The sequence below is a fragment of the Verrucomicrobium spinosum DSM 4136 = JCM 18804 genome (genome assembly GCF_000172155.1).
Classification (GTDB): Bacteria; Verrucomicrobiota; Verrucomicrobiia; order Verrucomicrobiales; family Verrucomicrobiaceae; genus Verrucomicrobium; species Verrucomicrobium spinosum.
Window position 1 is genome coordinate 7,259,522 of sequence record NZ_ABIZ01000001.1, and the last position, 18,032, is coordinate 7,277,553.

Here is an 18,032-nt window from a genome sequence, read left to right on the forward strand (position 1 = left end):
GCATGAGGGCATCAGTCTCGATACAGCGCATAGATCGCTGTGGTGTAGTTGTGATATGAGTTATTGCCTCCCAGCCGGGCAAATTCCCCGAACCCGTACATCCCCAGCCAGGGGGGCACCTCCCCCCCGGCAGAAAGCGGATATTGCATGCGCCCGACCAGTTCCTCTTTCATGACCCTGTTGAAGAGGTACCTGCCGCGCGCCAGACAGTCAGCGTGAAATACCGCCACCGGTTTCTTCCCTCCCGCTCGTTCATTCATCTGAGTCATCATCCTGTCCATGTCGGCAAAGATGCGGTCCTCATCTCTCACTGTCAGCCACAGGCGGGTTCCTTCCGTGATGCCGGTGGAATAATGCATGGTGCCGTCCTCATCGCGCCGCGTCACCACCCTTAAAATGTGGGGATTTCCATATTCCGCCGCCAGGGATTCGGGCAGTGCTTCTGCGAGGGCGCCAATCGGGATGGAATCGCCGCAGTTGGCCAAGCCGGGCTCCAAACCCAGTCGGGTTGTGTACTCCGTCCAGGCTGGTTTGCCATCCAGCTCATAGACGCGAGTCCCCTCCGCACGCGTCACGATCATAGGCTCCCCGACTGCAACAAACCCATGCGTCGCCTGGGTGCTGACTGAGAGCGAAGGGTCGCAGAACCCCACCGCCCACGCTCCATGCTCGTACACCTGGTTGTCCACCATTTGAAAGCTCACCGCCCCTCGCATATTGTCGGAGGAAGTCGCTCCAAAGAGGGTCACTTCAGGGCCCAAGACGGCCTCAAAGCCAGCTATAGCAGCCTGATTGTCGATATCGATTCCAGAAGACAGATAGTTCACCATATTGATCCCAGGACGCTGAGACTTAAGGGATTGAGCCATCTCCACTGCACGTTCATAGGCGTTTCTGCCGTTGATGTCAGGCGTGTGCGCGACCGCAAAATCATCTCCCCGGACAGCCATCAACGCGACATCCTTCATGGACTCACTAACGCCCTCCCGCCCCACCGTCCCACAACATGACGCCCCCACCACACGGGCTCCTGGTGCCAACTTGCGCACTTGATCCACCAGCTGCTGGTAGTTGTGCCCGATCGAAGCGCAGACAAACACCAGATCGCAGGCTGGATCTTCGCCCAAAGCTGATTCCATACATTCTGAAATGGCTCCTTTGGAGCTGACCATTCGAGTCGAAGCGGAGAAAAAGTTCAGCATGGCAATGCAACCAATACATTCTGTACTGCCATTTAGTCATCCCCACAATCGGGGGGGGGGCGAAACTATTTATGAGAGCCCGCAGCGATCATTATCGGGCTTCATCGGCGGACATTGAGTGCTCGCGAATTCTCGCCGCCAATCCGTCGGTGATCTGGGCGAATTGTCCCGGGGAGTAGGAGGAGGCTCGCGCCGAGAAAATCAAATGAATCCCGGGGGATGATCCAGGCCAGAAGGTGCGCTTGAGATAAACGCCGTAGCCGGACACCACTTCCGACCCCATCAAAAAGTACTCCCGGTACAGCACCTCTCCGGTGGAGACAACTTCTGGCTCGGAGGGGGTTGGCTTCAACTGCAGTCCTCGGTAGGCGGCACATACCATCAGCGTATGGTGCCGCCCCCCGCCCTGCGGGCCGAGCCAGTCAATGCGGATGTCCCGGGGCGAATTGGAAAGTCGTATCTGATACTCCGCTGGTGAAATGGCGATGGGATGGAGGGACTTGGGTGGTCCCCCGCCGACTGCATCAGACGTCCACCACTGGGAGACGAACGGAAGGACGAAGAACACGGTGGCGAGGCATGCCTGACGGATCTTTACCGGAGCGTCAACACCGGCTAAAGCTCCCATCCCCGGCCCTCCAGACTTTCGGAGGCCTCCTCGCATTTCCCAAGCTGCTGCACATGCTGCAACCACGAATAGCGCGATGGACCACGGCTGGCCTGCTACAACCGGAATACAAAGAAACGCAAGAACAGGCACCACCAGGCTTCGCCAGAAGCAAAATCCTCCCCAGGGGGAAAGCATCAACCAGGGAAGCCAGAGCGACTCCATACTGGACCACGCGATCCAAAGCCCACCGACCGACCAAATGATCACCGTCAGGCGCTGCTCAAGGGTGGTTCTAAAATCACGGCCAGCCATCCTTGCTGCCAGGGCGCTCAAGGCAGCCAAGGTCACCCACAAGCCACCGGGCTCCGGCAGCCTGACTGTGATGAGGCTGAACACCGCCGCAAGGAAGACGGCCGCCATCCACCGCGACTGACGCCCTGCCGGACGTTGCACTGAGAGAAAGGCCATCATGGGAGGAAGCACCAGCAGGAACCCGAGCAGGTAATGCAGCTGGGGAGTTTCCACTCGCGGCCACACCATCCACCGATACCCCAATATTGCGGCGACCCTCAAAACGTTAAGGACAAATGCCAGGGGGAGTGAAACTGCCATCTGAATGGCAAGCGTCCTTACATTCCGCGTGAGCACCCAGTTCGCGGCCGCGGCCGCCATCAGCACATACAGGGTCGCGAATCCCGCGCAATCCACCGACCATGGCACCCTCAGGTGACCCACACAGATATTGCCTGCCTCCCAAATGATTGGCACGCCAGCGACATTCAGCATTTTAACCATCGCCATGGCCACGATGCCGGACACTCGATCCTCGCCAAAGTACCCCACGCCGCCTGTAGCGACAGCAAGGCTGGCGGCAGCGCCCCAGAGCCAAGGAGAGAGAACTTTCCCTTCAGACATTGAGGTCAGTTCATTGTATTTCCGGCCAGCTGGGACCGGGCTCGGGACCAAACCGTCAGCGCTATGAGACCCAATGCCGCAATCAGGACCATCGCAGGCGGCGCGGGTGCCGCTGGTGCCGGGAGCATGGGGGCACCGCCAGGTGCCGCCGCGGTGGAATCAGAGGTCGGTGGCAGCGGAGAAGCACTGGAGCCGACCGCAGCAGCCTCGGTGGCATTTACCACCGACTCGGAAATGACGGGTGCGGAAGAGGTGGACGCAACGGAAGACGGCAGAGCTGACCACCCAATATTGGCATTCTCAAGAGCCAGGGCGTCACGGGCGCTCAATAGTGCGAAGTCTTCAAACCCTCCTGAGAAGTCAAAAAAAGCGTCGTTCGCAGACTTGGAATTACCCGTGTCCAAAAACTGGACCTCTATCCTGGCGGCAAGGACTTGCCCCTCAAATGCGATTCGGTTGAATGACAGCACGTCGTCGAAATGACTCAGGTCGAAACCTTGTGTGGCACCGGTGATCTGACTGCTCCCCCCTTGGCCGATCAAAGTTTGATAACTTTGAAGGGTGCTGCCACCAGCGGGTATCAAAACTGCCGACGTGTTGGTCGAGTAGTTGGTAAATACATACGTCCCCTTGCTGGTGACCACTACCAACTGGGCAGACTTCAGCGCTACTCCTACAGAGGCGTTGCTTTCGTTGCCAGCGGCATCTTCATTGACATCCACACCAAGCAACAAGGAGCCACTGGAGGTAACTTGTTTGGCCAGTTGATCACCAGTGATGTCCTTGAGGAGATTGATGGTGCCCGACCCTCGATGGATCTTGTCCGTCAAGTTGGTGGAAACCTGGGCACTGACTGCGAGCACAGTGGAAGCGAAAAAGAGGAGGGCGATAACGTTGTGGTGGATTCTCATGGCGTGATGGTTGGCGAGAGGCACGTTGACTGGCGGAAAACCGGGGGGCTAACCGCCGAAGATAATTGAAAAGCGATCCAGGCCTGCAGCCGCTCCCGCATCACCAGCTTCAGCGCACTCGCCCCCGGCCTCCCCGGGTGCAAACACGCCCCGGCGAGACATTTGAAGGTGGACCATCCGCCCGGCCAGGCTGGCTTCAGGTGGTGCATTGCCGCGAGTTGAAAGGTCACCTGCGCAAAGAGCCGCTCCCGGCGGGGGCCATTCCGAACATAGGAGAAGGGGAATTCCAGCCGGCGGCAGATGAAGCCCGCTGCAAGCTGTTGCAAGGCCCAAGCATAGTCCTCAGCGGTAGGCAGAGATTCGTCAAAAGGGCATTTCTCCCAGAGGTTCCGCCGGATCATCCCCATGCTGTTGCTATAGATGGAGCCAAATTTGAGCCCCTTTTCCCGAACCTCGCCCAGATCAATGCTGTCACTGTAAAAAGTGTCTTCATCCCATTTCCCGCTGACACAGGCAACCGTGGGATCCTCCATGGCAGCGGTCATGCGCTCCAAGACGCAGGGGTCATCCAAGACGGTATGTGAACTCAAGACCAGGACATAATCCGTATGCAAATGCTGCAATCCAAAGTTGAGCACACGGGAATGCTCATACTCGTGCATCCAGCGCAGAACCACTCCACCCGACTGGCGGATCAGCTCACCACAAGCGGCGCAACCAGCGCTGTCCACCCCCAGGATCTGGTCTGGTTTTCGAGTTTGTCGATCCAGTGAAGCCAGCACGCCCGGTAGCGTCTCCGCCGACTGGGCATAGCGGATGAGCACGCCCACTGTTGGCTTTGGAGATATGGCGTTCGCGATCACAAGGTCAGCATATCTGCGCTCGTACGGTCTCATAGTCCCACATTTGAGGGGAAGGCGGATCGTCAAAACAAGCACAAGCTAGCTCTCCAAACATGAAGGACGTCGTCAAACTGCTGCTGGCCCTGCTGCTCTACGGAGGAGCCGCCCCCCTGCTGGGCCTGTGGCTGGCGAAGCACCGGATGGGCCAGCGGTTGCTGTTTGCGGGCATGCTGTTCATGACCGGCCTCAGGCCGGGAAACTTCATGATGATGATCGGGAGTGTGGAAACCTATAGAGGACACACCAAAGGCTATGAGATCTCCCTCATCGAGGTTTTGGCCCTGGCTCTCATTGTCGCGGTGCGCCGCAGTGCCCCGCAGCTGGGGCGGAAGGGGGTTCCAGGGCTCTGGCTGTACCTGCTTTGGTGCACGGTAAGCCTCGCTTCGGCAATCGACTGTGCCATGCCATCATACGCTTGGATGGCTGCCACACGCTTTTTCAAAGGAGCGCTCATTTTTGCAGCGGCCGCCCTGTGCCTGCGAGATGAGGACGACGCCCGCTATGCGGTGGGTGGCCTGGCCCTGGCCCTGTTTCATCACGGCCTGCTGTGTCTGAAGATGCGCCTTCTGGACGGTTCGTGGCAGGTGAAGGGGTGGTTCGAGCACCAGAACCCCATGGCCATGTGGTGCTACCTCGGAGCACTCCCCGTGCTTGCCGTCGCTCTCTCCAGGCAGGCAAAGGGATGGCTGCCGTGGATCTGCCTGGCGGGATACGGCGGAGCCGGGCTTTGCATTCTGCTTTCGGTATCTCGGGCCGCGCTGGGAGCATATGCCGCGGGTTCGCTCATGGTGTTGGGCATGGCCTGGCTGTATGGAGAGAGAAGACGCGCATTGTGGTTCACCCTCGCCGGTGCCCTCGCAGGAGTTCTGGTCTTCGCCTTCGCGCTGGACTCGTTCAAAGCCCGGCTCAATGAGGTGGCCGCCACCAGCCAGGATGTGGAGGAGGACCTCCGTGACATCTTGAACCGCCAGAGTGGTGCCATGCTCCATGACCATCCTGTCAAAGGGGTGGGCTGGAACAACTTTGGCATCATGAACAGCCGTCCGGGTGGTGATGCCTACAGTGAGATACTTGAGGAGTGGGATCGTGAGCGGGGCTTTACCATCTACGATGAGAACTACTACCAGAACCCCCTTACAGAGAGCCTGTACTGGCTGTGGCTCGCGGAAACGGGCTACACAGGCTTTATCTCATTCGTTCTCTTTTGCGCCTTCTCGCTATGGTGCGCATGGAGAGGGGCGTGGCCGGTCCGGGGCACCCTGCTCGGCATGGTCGGCCTCGCGCTCGCAGTGGCGCTGACCCTCTGCTACCTCCACGGCATGGTTGAACGGATCCTCACCCAGACAAAGAATCTCTCCCAGTGGCTCATGCTTGCAGGAATGGCCTCCGGCCTGGAGCTCAATCGCCGCAGCGCCGCGCACAGGGAATCGCGTTCAAAGTAGTTGAACACCAAAGGGAAGATTCCTCATGCCGCCACCGGGTTGGCGAAGCCAAGCGGCGTACCCCAGTCAGGCTTGTCGCTTCGCCGGCCCAGCACCCACTCATACACCTGCCGGATTTGTTCTGCTTTGGCATCCCAGGTCAAGAACTGCCTCACATGAGCTTGCGCATTTTTACCAAATGACGCCAGCGGCGCGGGATCATTTGCCAGCTGGCTCAGAAGCTCTCTGAGATCACGGACAATCTGGTCACGAGATTGCAATGGGAGCACCCACCCACAGCCGGGCGGCACCAACTCGGGTGGTCCACCATGGTCGAGCACGACCGGGGGCAATCCCAGCGCCATGGCCTCAAGAACGGCACCTCCCCCGAACTCTCTGATACTGGGAAAGGCCAGAACATCGGCGCTGCACAGACGCGCCTGCAAAGACTCGTGGGGCACCCACCCATCCAGTTGCACCGCCCCTGCCAGGCCCAGACGCTCGCTTTGTGCCCTCAGGGAGGGCATCTCTGGTCCGTCACCGATGATGTCCAGCTCCACCTGGCCCGCCTTGATCAAGGATGCTGCCGCCTCCAGCAGCATCTCCACCCCTTTCAGAGCCACCAGTCTTCCCACAAAGGCAGCTCGCAAGGGCCCTGGCGTTCGAGGCGGTCTGGCGACTAAAGGGAACTGGGCCGTATCAACCGCATTTTCCGGAATGAGGATGCAGCGTGACCTCAGATGTTCAGGCATCTCCCGGAGGGTGGTGCGTGAGCCAGCCAGGATGGCGGCGCTCAGCTCCCGCGTGCGTCGAATGCCGGGCTGCAGCCGGTACAGAGCTCTGAGCATGCCGGCCCGATCCCTCTCCTGCCTCCGCACCGACTCGAACCCTGCTGGCCAGGGCACGCCTCCATTGAGCGGTCCCAACACAAAAGGGATGCCAAGAGCTGCCAGCTTGCCGGACAACCAGCTGGGGGTGGTAGGAGATAACGGAAGAATCCGGTGTACCAGATCGAAACGCCCCCCTCTCAAGTCCCCTTCAAACTGCCTCCAGAGAGCCCGCTCGAAGAACGGATACGCAAGGTTGGATAATGCTGCGTACAAACTCCAGCCAAAGCTCTGGCTGCCGCTAAGCAGCTTGGAGAGTTGCCACGCCGCCCCCTGGGCCTTGCGTGAATTCACGGCCGTGAACTGCTCTGCCCCCATCCCCGCGCGCAGGAAGGCATCCCGGTTGCGCAGCTCTGTGACGATGTGCGCATCTGTCACCCTGCCCACGGCCCGGGCACACCCCCATCCCACCAGAGAGGCACTGGTGAGCTCAGGATTGGCCCCCTCCGCAATGATCAACGGACGGATCGAACGAGAGGTGCTGGGTTCCGGGATCATGGTTTTGCAGAAGCGCCAATGTCCACATTCACTCCCACGTTGGGGCTCTCAGAGCTGACGGCATTCCCCCCTTCATTGGCCGCCACAATCCGTACAAAGGTGTTCAATGCCTCCCTGGCAAAGTAACTGGGGGATAACTGCCCCTCACCTGGAACGAATACAATGTCTCCGGGCTCCAGGCGGATGTTGGTGGCAGCCCCCTTCATGATTTCCCTGGCATTCACGACCGCCACCTGCGGATTGGTCAGTGAGCCTCTCACAATGCTCACGCGCGTCAGATCGGCATCCGGCCGCAGCCCCAGCCCGCGGCCCAGGGCCGCCATCAAATTCATCTCATTCATAAAGCCGACCGGTCGCGGTTCCATGACCGCTCCCAACACGTAAACTTCGTTGGAAAGTGATGAGGGCAGAAAGATGTAATCATCAGGCTGCAAGTAGATGTTCTGGCTCAAGTCACCGTCGCGGAGCAAGGCTTGAAAGTTCACCGGGATGATGCGCCCCTTGCGAATAAAAAAGCTGTGCTCGAGATCAGCGAGTTCTTCAGTCGTTCCCGTGAATCGTGACGTGAACAACCCTCCGGCCAACGAGATGGCATCCAGCACCTGCATGGGCCGCGTCAGCGGATAAATCCCCGGTTGATTAACTCTTCCCAGCACCCACACCCGCTGGCTGCGAGCATCAACAAGTGAGACACTCACTTGAGGCACCCGGTAGTACCGCTTGAGGGCCGCCTCCAACCGATTTTGAGCCTCCACCAATGTAAGCCCTCCGACGGAGATTCCCGGCAACAAGTTGAAATAGATCTTGCTGTCAGGGGTGACAAACGTCTCGGCGCGACTTCCCGTCTCACCCAGGATCTCGATGTCCAACTTATCCCCCGGTCCCAGACGATAAGGAGCTTGAGGGGCGTTCAGAAGTGCGGGGTCCACCCTGCTCTGCAGGCCGGCGGCGGTGAATTTGGCACTCTCCGCCCGGGGATCAAATTTGCTGCGGCTGCTCGTCTTGCACGCAGGCAGCAGCGCCAGAAACATCGCAAGCCCAACCCAGCACCAGCCTGGTTTCCGGCAATGGCTTGCCGGGTCTTTCACAACGCCATCGCGACACGTGCCAGAACTCATTCCGCGTTATGATGCAGATACTTGATGACCGCCTCAGTCCGTGATCTGACGTGAAGCTTTTGGTACACGCCCTTCAGATAGTCCCTGACAGTTTCATAGCTGAGCGAGAGGTCATATGCAACTTCCTTGGGAGCCATGCCCTGTGCCAGCCGTTCCAGAATTTGCGCCTCCCGGGGGGTCAGACCTGGAATGGTTCTTTTTTCCACCTTGGGCGGTTCCTGAAACGACTGAATGAGCAGCCGGGAAATCTCCTGGCTCAGCGGGGCACCGCCCTCACTGGCAGCTCGAATGCCAGCAAGAATCTCCCCGGGCTTGGACCCCTTGAGCAAATAGCCATGCGCCCCAGCCCGCAAAGCAGCAAACACTTTGGCGGAGTCATCGTGCACCGTCAGGACCACAAACGCCGCACAAATGAGTTTTCCCGCCAAGCGGGAGATGAGCTCTGCTCCGTTCATCGCGGGCAACTCCAAGTCCACCACCACCACGTCCGGAGTCAATGGCGGGAGGTCGTGGAGGGCCGTTTCGGCCTCCTCCCAGCCGCCCAGATACTCAAAACCATGCCGCGGATTGCCTAACAAGCGCTCCAGGAAGAGTCTCATCACGGGATCATCCTCCACCACAGCGACCTTCAAGGTGCGGGGATGTTTGGAATGCGTTCCAACAGCGTCATCACTCTCCTCGACCATGAACGGAACAAAACACGACACGGAGAAAACATCAACAAAAGAACATGCTTCACGAGACCAGAGCAGTCGCAAGGGGTGGAATCATTTGATGAAGGGACCCACATTCGTACCCGCCCAAGTGGCCACCGCACTTTGCAAAAAGGCATTGATGGCAAAACCCGCGAGTTCCTCTGCGCGGGCCCATGGCTTGTCAGCGACATAAAGAATATCCTTGGGCTCCAGCCGGAAACCTTTTTCCCTGCCCTCCAGCATGGCTTCCAAATTGGCCACATGCAGCTCCGGCTTGTGAAGCGAGCCACGCACCACCAACACCCTCTTCGTGTACGCCTTGGGGGTGAATCCTCCCGCCTGGGTGACGGCACTGACCACCGTGGTGTAGGACAGGAGACCCTGGGTGCCCTGCATCTTCACGTTCCCGAGCACATAGATCTCATTGGAGTTCGCCGAGGGGAAATACAAGTAGTCCCCCGCCTGCACACGAACATTCTGGCTCATGTCCCCCTTCAAGAAAAGCGCCTCCATATCGACCCCCACCCGCGCATTCCCCCGCATGAGAAAACTGCGCCCCAGGTCCGCCAGTTCCACGGTGTTCTGCTGGAACAGCCCGGTTTCCAGGCCGCCCGCTTCCGCCACAATTTCGACGAGGCTCATGGGCCGGTCCAGGTTGATCGCGCCCTTCTTCACCACCTTGCCCAACACATAAACTTTGCGGCTTTGGAAGGAACCCGGAGTCACCACCACGACGGCGTTCTTGTAATACTTTGCCACGCTCTTGTTAAGGGCGGAGCGCAACTCATCCAGCGTCAGCCCCGCCGCCTTCATCCCCTGCACCTGTAGGTACGTGAGAGTCCCATCTGGCGCGAGCGAGACAGCGGAGCGGCTCAGCTCTGGCCTGCCCATCACCGCGATGTTCACACTATCACCGGCACCCAGCGTCAGCGGTGGCTCCTGGGCGACAGCCGCCCCTCCCACCGCCATCCACAAGCCCGCTGAGAAAATGCCTAGAGCCAACCGGTTCAGAAGGGGGATTCGGAACGGCTTGGGGCGATCCAACACGGCTCCAATCAAGCGGCATCTGCTGGAGAGGAACGGTTCGATCAAGCGTTGCATCTCACCCCCCCGGATTTCCCCGGAAGGGACGAGCAAAAGGAGGTTGGGCATGGTCTCTGCCGCAAGCAATGTCCGAGGAGCCCCAAGGTCCGTCAGTTGCACGAGCACCACTGCGGGAGGCACGGGGCGGGACTGCTCGACGAACTGGCCCCACCGGCGACGGCCGTCGCTGTCCCAGGTCCATTTCTCTCCCTGGGGGATCAGAGTCACCGCCTCAGGGGAGAGCTCCGCAATCTCCAATCCTGCTCCCCCCATCACTTGATCCAAAGAAGCCGCTCCTGTGTCAGCACCCTGTTGCTGCGGCATCCAAACGACCCGGTGGCCTCGCAAGGCCGCAGCACTGGCGAGGATCATGGGGAGCTCGCCCGATGCCTGCTTGGTATCTGCATCAAGGATCCCGCACACGAGCATGCCACTGGGGCTGGGGCGAAGCAGGGGGTGGATCTGCGTCCATGTGTGGAATGCCCATGCAGAGGTTTCCGGGTCCCCCGCTCCCCTTGTACGGGGACTCGCCGCCACGTAGCCAAGACCGGTCACCCGTTTTAACATGAACCGGGAGGAAATGGTTGTTCCAAGTCCCGTCAGGAGGATGCTCGTCATCGCCACCGCACCCATGCCGCCAGCAAACCCCGCGGCTCCGGCCATGGCCAGCTTCTTGACAGGTTTTTCCACGGTGACCTCGGCAGGTCTGGGCATTGACAGCAACCGGAAGGGATTGGTTGCCCTCTCCTCCTGGAGCGCCGCTTCCCGTTGCCGGGCTTCCAGGAGAGATCGCGATGTCTCCAGCACCTTCTTCTCTGAAAGTATCCGGGCGTACTCAAGTGCCTTGCGCGGCAATTGCTCGAGTTTGGCCGCCAGCTCAGCGCGCACGCCTTGCAGCTTCTCCAGTTGCTTGCCGATGACTTCTTTTTCCGCGCGGAGTTTGACGATGTCCAAGTAGAGGCTTTCCGCCAGGGGGTTCTCTCCGGGTTTGGGGAGAACGTTGGAGTTTTCAGGAGCCATCTTGAACTCTGACTCAGCCACCAGAAGCCGCTCCCTCGCCTCGATCACGGCGGGATGTTCATTCGTGTAACGCAGGAGCAGCCTGGCCAGTTCATCTTGTGCATCCCGCAGTTTTGCTGATGAACTGGCAGCCTTGCCCAGTTCCTTCTCCAAACTCGCGATTCTCAGGTCGATCGTTTCGTAATCCAGCCGGGCGGTCTCGTACTTGAGACCAAAGTTCCCCAACTCAGCCAGGTAGGCATCCATCTGCTTGTCTGCATCCAGCAGATTTTCGCGTCTGGAGTACTCCAGCAAATGCCGGGCATTCTCCTCCAGATCCAGGTCCACCCTGGCAAGCTGACCACGCAGGAATCGATTCATCTCAGCCGCTTCCTCACTCTGGAGATTCCGGGTGAAGGCGAGCAATTCCTCTACGAATGCCTGCAACACCTTCAACACAGACGAAGCGTCCACATCGGAGGTGTAGGAAACTTTGACCACATCCGTGTTTCGTTCCGGCTGGATGATGAGCCCCCCTCTGATCATGCCTTCGGAATATTCTCCATTCAGCCGCAAGGCAGTTTTCTCGATGACCGTGAAACTCCGTGCGATGACGCCGAGGTTCGGGATCGTCAGATCATGCGGCTGGTAAGGATCACCGCCTTCCGACTGGCGCAGGGAATTGGCCGGAGCCTGCTTGATGATCTGCGCGACAGCGATGTAATGAGTGCTGAACCGGCGCTCCCCATAGGCTACGAAAAGCGCCGCGACAACCACGCCAGCCAGCAGCATGAGGATCCAATGCGCAAAGGCAGCATCCACCACCCTCCACGGGTCAACAGGCAGGGGAAACCCGGGAGTGGCTCTGGGTGCCTCACCCTCTGCGCCCGCCCCTGGTGCCGCCTCCCCAGAACCAGGCGGATCGTCGTAGGAGCCTCCCACCTGGAGGTCTTTGGCCGGTGTCTCGTGGGCACGCTTCTTCTGGATTGCGCTAAACGCCAGCTTGGGTGGATCCGGAGACATCTGCTAAGAGGGAACTAGTTCGATGAAGCGACAAGAGGATGCCGGTGGTGCAACAAATCTCCCATGACAAGATTCACATGTCGGGAATCCACCAGGGCAGAGCCTACACACCAGGCGTGTTCCAGGGCCAGCTTCGCCAGCCGGTTCATCTCCCGAGGCACCCCATGCGCGAGAGTGTGCACCAGCGCCATGGCATCTTCCGCAAAGGCCCCGTGACCGGAATGGCCCGCCACCTTGAGCCGGTGCTCCAGATAGCGCACGCCGTCTTCAAGTGGCAAGGGCCCCATGTGAAAACGCACCCCGATGCGCTGGTCGATGGACGGTATCTGGCGCACCATCTCCGCCAGCCGCGGCTGCCCCACCAGAACCACGGTGATGAGCGAACGTCCGCCGCCGTTGAAGTTGGTGAGCCAGCGCAATTGCTCGATCGAGGCGGGCTGGAGATCCTGCGCCTCATCAAGGATAAGGGTATGGTGGCCGCGGCGTTGGACTGCGCCGGCCAGACACTGTCCGAATCTTTCCAGCAAAGCAGGCAACCCAGGCAGAACATCGCCCGCCCTCCCCTCGAGCTTTTGAATAAGAATGGGGAGCAGGTCCGCCAGCTCAAACCCGCCGTTTTCAAGACTCAGGAAGGGCATCTGCGCGCCCCTCAGGTGCCGCTCCAGCATGGAGCGGGTGAGGGTTTTGCCACTTCCCACTTCGCCGGTGAGCATGGCAAAGTTCAATGTTTCCTCCTGCACGGCGTAGAGCAACCGTTGCAGGGCCTCTGTGTGCGTTTCCGAAGGATAGAAGTAGCGGGTATCCCAGGCCGCCTCGAACGGTTTTTCCTTGAGGTGCCAGTGGCTGAGCAGATCCGACATGATGGCTGGGGAGGATCGAGGTACAGGTTCAGTATAATCGATGGAGACCTGTACCTCCGCAAGCTTATACTCCCACGCCTTCCGGCAGTGCCCCAGAGGCCAGCCCGGCCAGGGGACGGGCCGCCAGTTCCCGGTAGAGCTGCACGAGACGCTGTGCATTGCTGCGCCAGCAGTATTGCTGGGCGTGAAGGAGCCCCCGACTGGCGAGTTCCGATCGCAGGGCTTCCTGGGTGGCCACTTCCGCCAGAGCATGCGCCATGTGGGGAATGCTCTCCGGATCCACGGCATACGCAGCCGGGCCCGCGACTTCCTCCAACGACCCCCGCGTGGAACTGATCACAGGAGTGCCAGAAGCCATGGCCTCAACCGGGGGCATGCCAAATCCCTCGAAGAGTGAGGGATACACGAAGGCCGACGCGGCCCGGTAGAAATCCGGCAACTCGGCATCACTCACAAAACCGGGCGTCTGGATGTCCTCAGCGCAAGGTGAATGGCGGACGGCGGCGTGGATGTGCTCTGCACCATGCCAGTCACTTCCAGCCAGAACGAGCTTCCATGGAGAAGCGGTTGATTGCTTGAACTGTTCAAAGGCCCGGATGAGCCTCACATGGTTTTTGGCAGGGTGCTCCAGTCTCGAGACGTACAGGAAAAAAGGCGTCTCATGCCCGAGGCGGCGCGAGGTGCGTTGCAAAGAAGCGGCTCTTCCCCCCGGGTGAAAGCGCTTGTGATCCAGCCCGTTCAGGATGACCGTCTGGCGGGACACCGGGATATGAAAGAACTTCTCAATATCCCGGGCCGTGTTCTGGCTCACGGCCACCACCGCTTCCTGGCGGCCCGCCAGCCAGCGCGCACCCACCCGCCCGTAGAGCATGCGCAGGGGGTCATACTTCGCTTTTACGTGAAACGGAGCCAGGTCGTGAATGGTTGCCACCTTGGGACACGGGGCACGCCAAAGCATGCGCCGGTAGCTGGGAACATGCACCACATCCACCCGCTCCTGCTTCAACCACACGGGCAGCGCCATTTGATGCCACAAGATATTCCGGGCAGGTGAGCGGTATCGCTCTGGCACCGTCACCAGCCGGGCCCGTCCTCTCGCAAACTCAAACAAGGGCAGATCTTCCTCCAGGACCAGCAAATTGAGCTCGTCTCCGGTCTCCAGTTCCAACATCGCCTGGACAAGCGCAAACACATATTGCGCCACCCCCGTTTTGCCTCTTTGAATGACGCTGGTGGACAATGCAATCTTCATGGCCGGCTGCAGGAATGATGGTTGGATGAGACCAGTTCACGCAGGATGGCCCAAGCGAAAACCACCAGGCCAACTGCATAGCGCCGGGCCAGCCGCCGTGGCTCCTGGAACAGGCGAAACACCCACTCCAGCCCCAGGCCATGCATCCACCGCGGTGCGCGCCGTTTCGCTCCGGCCAGGAAATCGATCGTGGCACCCACACCGATGCTTACCGGGACCCCTGTAGCATGCGCATTCATGTCGATCCACTTCTCCTGCTTGGGACAGCCAAAGGAGACCAGCAGCAGATCCGGGCGGGCGGCACGGATGCGCTGGCAGATCCCCTCGTTATCCATCTGGGCCAGGGGCGCGTAGGCGGGTGACTCAGCCCCTGCGATGCACAGCCGTGGATGCCGGGCACGCACGTTCTTCATGGCTGCCTCCAGCACTTCAGGAGCCCCACCGAGGAAATAAACCCGCCAGCCCCTGCCCTCCGCCTCATGCAAAAGGCGCGGCACCAGGTCTGAGCCCGCCACTCGCTCCGGAAGCGGACGGCCCAAAAGCCGGGACAACCAGATGAGAGGCGTGCCGTCACAAACCACCAACTGAGCCCGCTTCAGGATATCCGCGAGTTGTGCATCCTTTCTGGCCTGTACGACAAAGTCCACATTGGCTGTCGCCACACAGGAAGGGATACGCTCCTTCACCATGTCAGCAATCCCGGCCACTGCTTCCTCCATGGTTACAGGGTCAAAGGACACGCCGAGGAGCTCCTGACGAGACGGAGGAGCAAACCGCTTCTCGTATTCACCCGCAAGGAGGTGACCTATGCCCTTCCACGAGAAACGTTCCCGGGCCACCGCGCAGCCTGCCACAGCGACCCGCTCACGCAGCGCCGGATCGGTGAGGAGGCGGTACATCTGTTGGACAAAAACTTCCGCTGTGTCAGCGAGCAAGATTTCCTCGTCAGACTTCAGGTCCAGACCCTGCGCGCCTATCGACGTTGAAACCACCGGGGTGCCCATGGCGAGGCTTTCGACGATTTTCAGACGCGTGCCCCCTCCAATTCGCAAGGGGACCATTTGCAACCAGGCACCGCGATAGTAAGGGCGCACATCAGGCACACTCCCACAGACTTGCACCTCCTCCCGCTTCGCATAAGCCTGCACTTCTGGAAGAGGATTCTTCCCCACAATCTGCACGCGCAGATGGGGAACGAACATGCGAAGACGCTCATGAATCTCCCCGAAGTACCATCTAAGGGCATCCACGTTAGGGGTATAATCCATCGCACCGCAGAACAACACGGTGGGCCTCACCGCCTGCACGTCTGGCTCGGCGGCTGCGTCAGGCTTGAAGTATTCCAGATCCACCCCGTTGGCCACCACGGAGACCGGCACCGACCGACTCACGTACCTGCGGACAAAGGTCTTGTCGTCTGGCCCGCATAGCACCTCAAGACTGACCCGCCGTGCAGCCCGCTTCTCATACAGCCACATTTTTGTGATGTTCTCCCAGGACAGCAACCTGTCCTTCCACGAACGCGCCATGATGGAGGTGCTCTGCACCTGGTATTGCAAATCGACGCGGCTGCGATCCATGGACAGGGGGATCTCGCGATGCCGTGTCATGAAGTACTGGGCCATGACGATGTCGCAGACGTGGACCATGTCGTATTTCCTTTCCCTAAGCGCCTTCTCGAGGGTCAGCTCAAGTTGAGGCGATTCCCAATGGCGGATGGTGACGGGCACCAGATCCAACAACCTGCGCAACCCCAGCTTGGGCCAGGCAGGATGAGTGAATGGGACCACCTTCACCTCACGGCAGAACTCCTCAAACACAGGCCGATGCTCTGCACCCTCACCATTCTCGCACAAGGCAATCAGATCAACGGTGTGTTCTGACGCCAGAGCCTTCAGAAGGTGAAAGGTCCTCTGGAAGGTGCCCCGATCCAGGGGATACGGCAGATACGGATAGACGACCAGAATGTTCATGACAGCTCGGCTTGTTGATTCTTACCCAAAATTCGGGCGGGGATCCCCGCCGCAGTAACTCCTTCTGGAAGGTCCCGGGTGACCACCGCTGAGACCCCGACCACAGTCCCCTTGCCAATCCGGACCGGGCCCACGGCCTTCGCCCCATCTCCCATGAATACCCCGTCACCCAAGCTGGGGCCCTGCCTCACGCCGTGCGCCAGGACCAGCCGCACATCTGCGTAGAGATCACAATTGGCACCCACATGGGACCAGGGCCCGATGATGATCCCCATGGGATGGGGAAGGCGCAGACCGGGTCCGATGTAGGCATGCCTGCTGACTTCGATCTTGAACATCCAAAACAAAATCTTCGCCACCGGCAGAGTGGGCAGCCCATGACGGGCCATCCAGAACTGAAGCCGGATCAATGTCACCGCCTGGGTGCTGTTGAGAGTAAGGGTAAGCAACCACCCCTTCCATCGCGACTTGGGCTGATAGTCCGCCAGGTTTCTGGTGATGTCTTGGGCAAGAGTCTCGAACATGGGAACCAGCTTTCCGTTTAGTTGAACCGCTGCCAGAGCCGGAGGTAAGTGTCTGAACGTACTTTTGCTCCATCCTCCGCCAGCAACGATGTGAGCAGTTTGTCCGATAGTTTCTGGTCTGTCTGTACCCACAAAAGGAGGGAAAGAGCTCTCAAGAGCCGCTCCCGTGGATATCTCAGTGGCCCGGGCCAGCCCAGAGCGCCACCTCCCAGATGCTGGAAGCTCAATACCATGTTTTTCACCCAGGAGTGTTGGGGACACAGGTCGTGATCAAGGGTCGCGTAGGCCAGCGCATCGGGCAGCTCCACCCCCAGCCGTTTTTCCTCCACCAGCCGCCAGGTCCGCCACATCAGTTCCGTCGTCTCCGCCAGCCGGGTTTCCAAGTCCTCCCGCTCCAGCAATGTCTTCGCCGGGCGCAGCTTGAACCTCACTCCCTCTCTGTGCCTGGACAGGAGGTCGGGCACCAGGCCCTGAGGCTGTTCTCCCGCCAATATTTGCAGCCTCTCATGCCGTTCGCGGCAGCTCCAGTGGTAGTGGCCTGCCGCCGCCAGCACCGCATCTCCCATGGCCAGCCACGCCTTCGCCAGATTCCGTGCACAGAAGTCTGCATCCTCGGGCCCGAATTCCTTCGCCATCAGGCGCAATGAGGCGAAGTGCAGACCGGATGCCCTGTTAAAGAGCAGACGGGTCACTTCATGAAGGGGAATGGCATGAGCCTCTGCATGGTGTTCACAGCCAGCGAAGACCCCCTCAGTTCCCAGCACCGTCTTGTGCCCGGTGTAGAGGTCATAGTAAAACATGGAAACGGGGCTGCTCCTGAATGCCAGGGACGACGTGATCTTGAACTCCACCTCGATACCGCACATGGCCGACAGATCATGCCCCAAGGTCTGGAGGGCCTTCCCGTATCTCCTTTCGTTCACCCGCGGAGATCCATTCAGAAAGAGGAAATACTCGATGTCATTGTAAGGTTGATCGCCCTGGTCGGAATGCAGCACGCCGCCCTCTCCCCGCCCATACCCGCCTCCCAACACCAGGGCCTCCAGGCGTTCCTTGGGCACCATGGCGGACACCCTCTCGGAAGCTGCTTGAGAAACGGAATGGAGGAGACGCTCCAGGCGGTCGTCTCCATCGAGGGTGTGGCGCGCATTCATAGGTC

Annotated in this window: 14 protein-coding genes; 1 reads left to right on the forward strand and 13 read right to left on the reverse strand. The window is 59.8% G+C overall.

What is annotated here, in order from left to right:
* Positions 1 to 11 precede the first annotated feature (11 nt).
* From VSP_RS29435 to VSP_RS29450, 4 genes are all read right to left on the reverse strand, one after another.
* Positions 12 to 1,139 carry an FIST signal transduction protein gene (locus VSP_RS29435; RefSeq protein ID WP_198141256.1) on the reverse strand — a complete coding sequence of 376 codons (1,128 nt, stop codon included), beginning with the start codon at positions 1,137 to 1,139 and terminating at the stop codon, positions 12 to 14.
* Between the two features lie 154 nt (positions 1,140 to 1,293).
* A complete protein-coding gene (locus VSP_RS29440; RefSeq protein ID WP_009965245.1) occupies positions 1,294 to 2,727 on the reverse strand; it encodes an archaeosortase/exosortase family protein in 1,434 nt (477 codons plus the stop codon).
* A 5-nt stretch (positions 2,728 to 2,732) separates the two neighbouring features.
* Positions 2,733 to 3,638 (reverse strand): hypothetical protein, encoded by a 906-nt coding sequence (locus VSP_RS40225; RefSeq protein ID WP_009965246.1) that lies wholly within the window; start codon positions 3,636 to 3,638, stop codon positions 2,733 to 2,735.
* Positions 3,635 to 4,534 carry a glycosyltransferase family 2 protein gene (locus tag VSP_RS29450; protein WP_044133709.1) on the reverse strand — a complete coding sequence of 300 codons (900 nt, stop codon included), beginning with the start codon at positions 4,532 to 4,534 and terminating at the stop codon, positions 3,635 to 3,637. The genes VSP_RS40225 and VSP_RS29450 overlap by 4 nt, the downstream gene beginning before the upstream one ends.
* Before the next feature lie 59 nt (positions 4,535 to 4,593).
* Here VSP_RS29450 and VSP_RS29455 point away from each other — a divergent pair, with 59 nt between their 5' ends.
* Entirely contained in the window at positions 4,594 to 5,982 is a 1,389-nt protein-coding gene (locus VSP_RS29455; RefSeq protein ID WP_009965248.1) for an O-antigen ligase family protein, read from the forward strand.
* A gap of 23 nt (positions 5,983 to 6,005) precedes the next feature.
* On the opposite strand, the gene VSP_RS29460 is transcribed toward VSP_RS29455, so the two are convergent.
* The 9 genes from VSP_RS29460 to VSP_RS29500 form a co-directional block, all read right to left on the reverse strand.
* On the reverse strand, positions 6,006 to 7,346 hold the full coding sequence (locus VSP_RS29460) for a glycosyltransferase family 4 protein (RefSeq protein ID WP_009965250.1): 1,341 nt from the start codon (positions 7,344 to 7,346) through the stop codon (positions 6,006 to 6,008).
* On the reverse strand, positions 7,343 to 8,377 hold the full coding sequence (locus VSP_RS29465; protein ID WP_009965252.1) for a polysaccharide biosynthesis/export family protein: 1,035 nt from the start codon (positions 8,375 to 8,377) through the stop codon (positions 7,343 to 7,345). Before VSP_RS29465 ends, VSP_RS29460 begins: the two co-directional genes overlap by 4 nt.
* A gap of 83 nt (positions 8,378 to 8,460) precedes the next feature.
* Positions 8,461 to 9,171 carry a response regulator gene (locus VSP_RS37985; RefSeq protein WP_232289522.1) on the reverse strand — a complete coding sequence of 237 codons (711 nt, stop codon included), beginning with the start codon at positions 9,169 to 9,171 and terminating at the stop codon, positions 8,461 to 8,463.
* Positions 9,172 to 9,231: 60 nt separating this feature from the next.
* Positions 9,232 to 12,264, reverse strand: coding sequence for a polysaccharide biosynthesis/export family protein (locus VSP_RS29475; RefSeq protein ID WP_009965254.1), 3,033 nt, complete (start codon positions 12,262 to 12,264; stop codon positions 9,232 to 9,234).
* A gap of 14 nt (positions 12,265 to 12,278) precedes the next feature.
* Positions 12,279 to 13,124: an ExeA family protein gene (locus tag VSP_RS29480; protein ID WP_009965255.1), complete on the reverse strand. Its 846-nt coding sequence runs from the start codon at positions 13,122 to 13,124 to the stop codon at positions 12,279 to 12,281.
* A gap of 64 nt (positions 13,125 to 13,188) precedes the next feature.
* The gene (locus VSP_RS29485) at positions 13,189 to 14,376 is read right to left on the reverse strand and encodes a glycosyltransferase family 4 protein (protein ID WP_009965256.1); all 1,188 of its coding nucleotides are present in this window, start codon (positions 14,374 to 14,376) and stop codon (positions 13,189 to 13,191) included.
* Positions 14,373 to 16,349 carry a WecB/TagA/CpsF family glycosyltransferase gene (locus VSP_RS41590; protein WP_009965258.1) on the reverse strand — a complete coding sequence of 659 codons (1,977 nt, stop codon included), beginning with the start codon at positions 16,347 to 16,349 and terminating at the stop codon, positions 14,373 to 14,375. Before VSP_RS41590 ends, VSP_RS29485 begins: the two co-directional genes overlap by 4 nt.
* Positions 16,346 to 16,873 (reverse strand): serine O-acetyltransferase, encoded by a 528-nt coding sequence (locus VSP_RS29495; protein ID WP_009965260.1) that lies wholly within the window; start codon positions 16,871 to 16,873, stop codon positions 16,346 to 16,348. The genes VSP_RS41590 and VSP_RS29495 overlap by 4 nt, the downstream gene beginning before the upstream one ends.
* A gap of 17 nt (positions 16,874 to 16,890) precedes the next feature.
* Positions 16,891 to 18,027 (reverse strand): hypothetical protein, encoded by a 1,137-nt coding sequence (locus tag VSP_RS29500; protein ID WP_009965261.1) that lies wholly within the window; start codon positions 18,025 to 18,027, stop codon positions 16,891 to 16,893.
* Between the last annotated feature and the right edge of the window lie 5 nt (positions 18,028 to 18,032).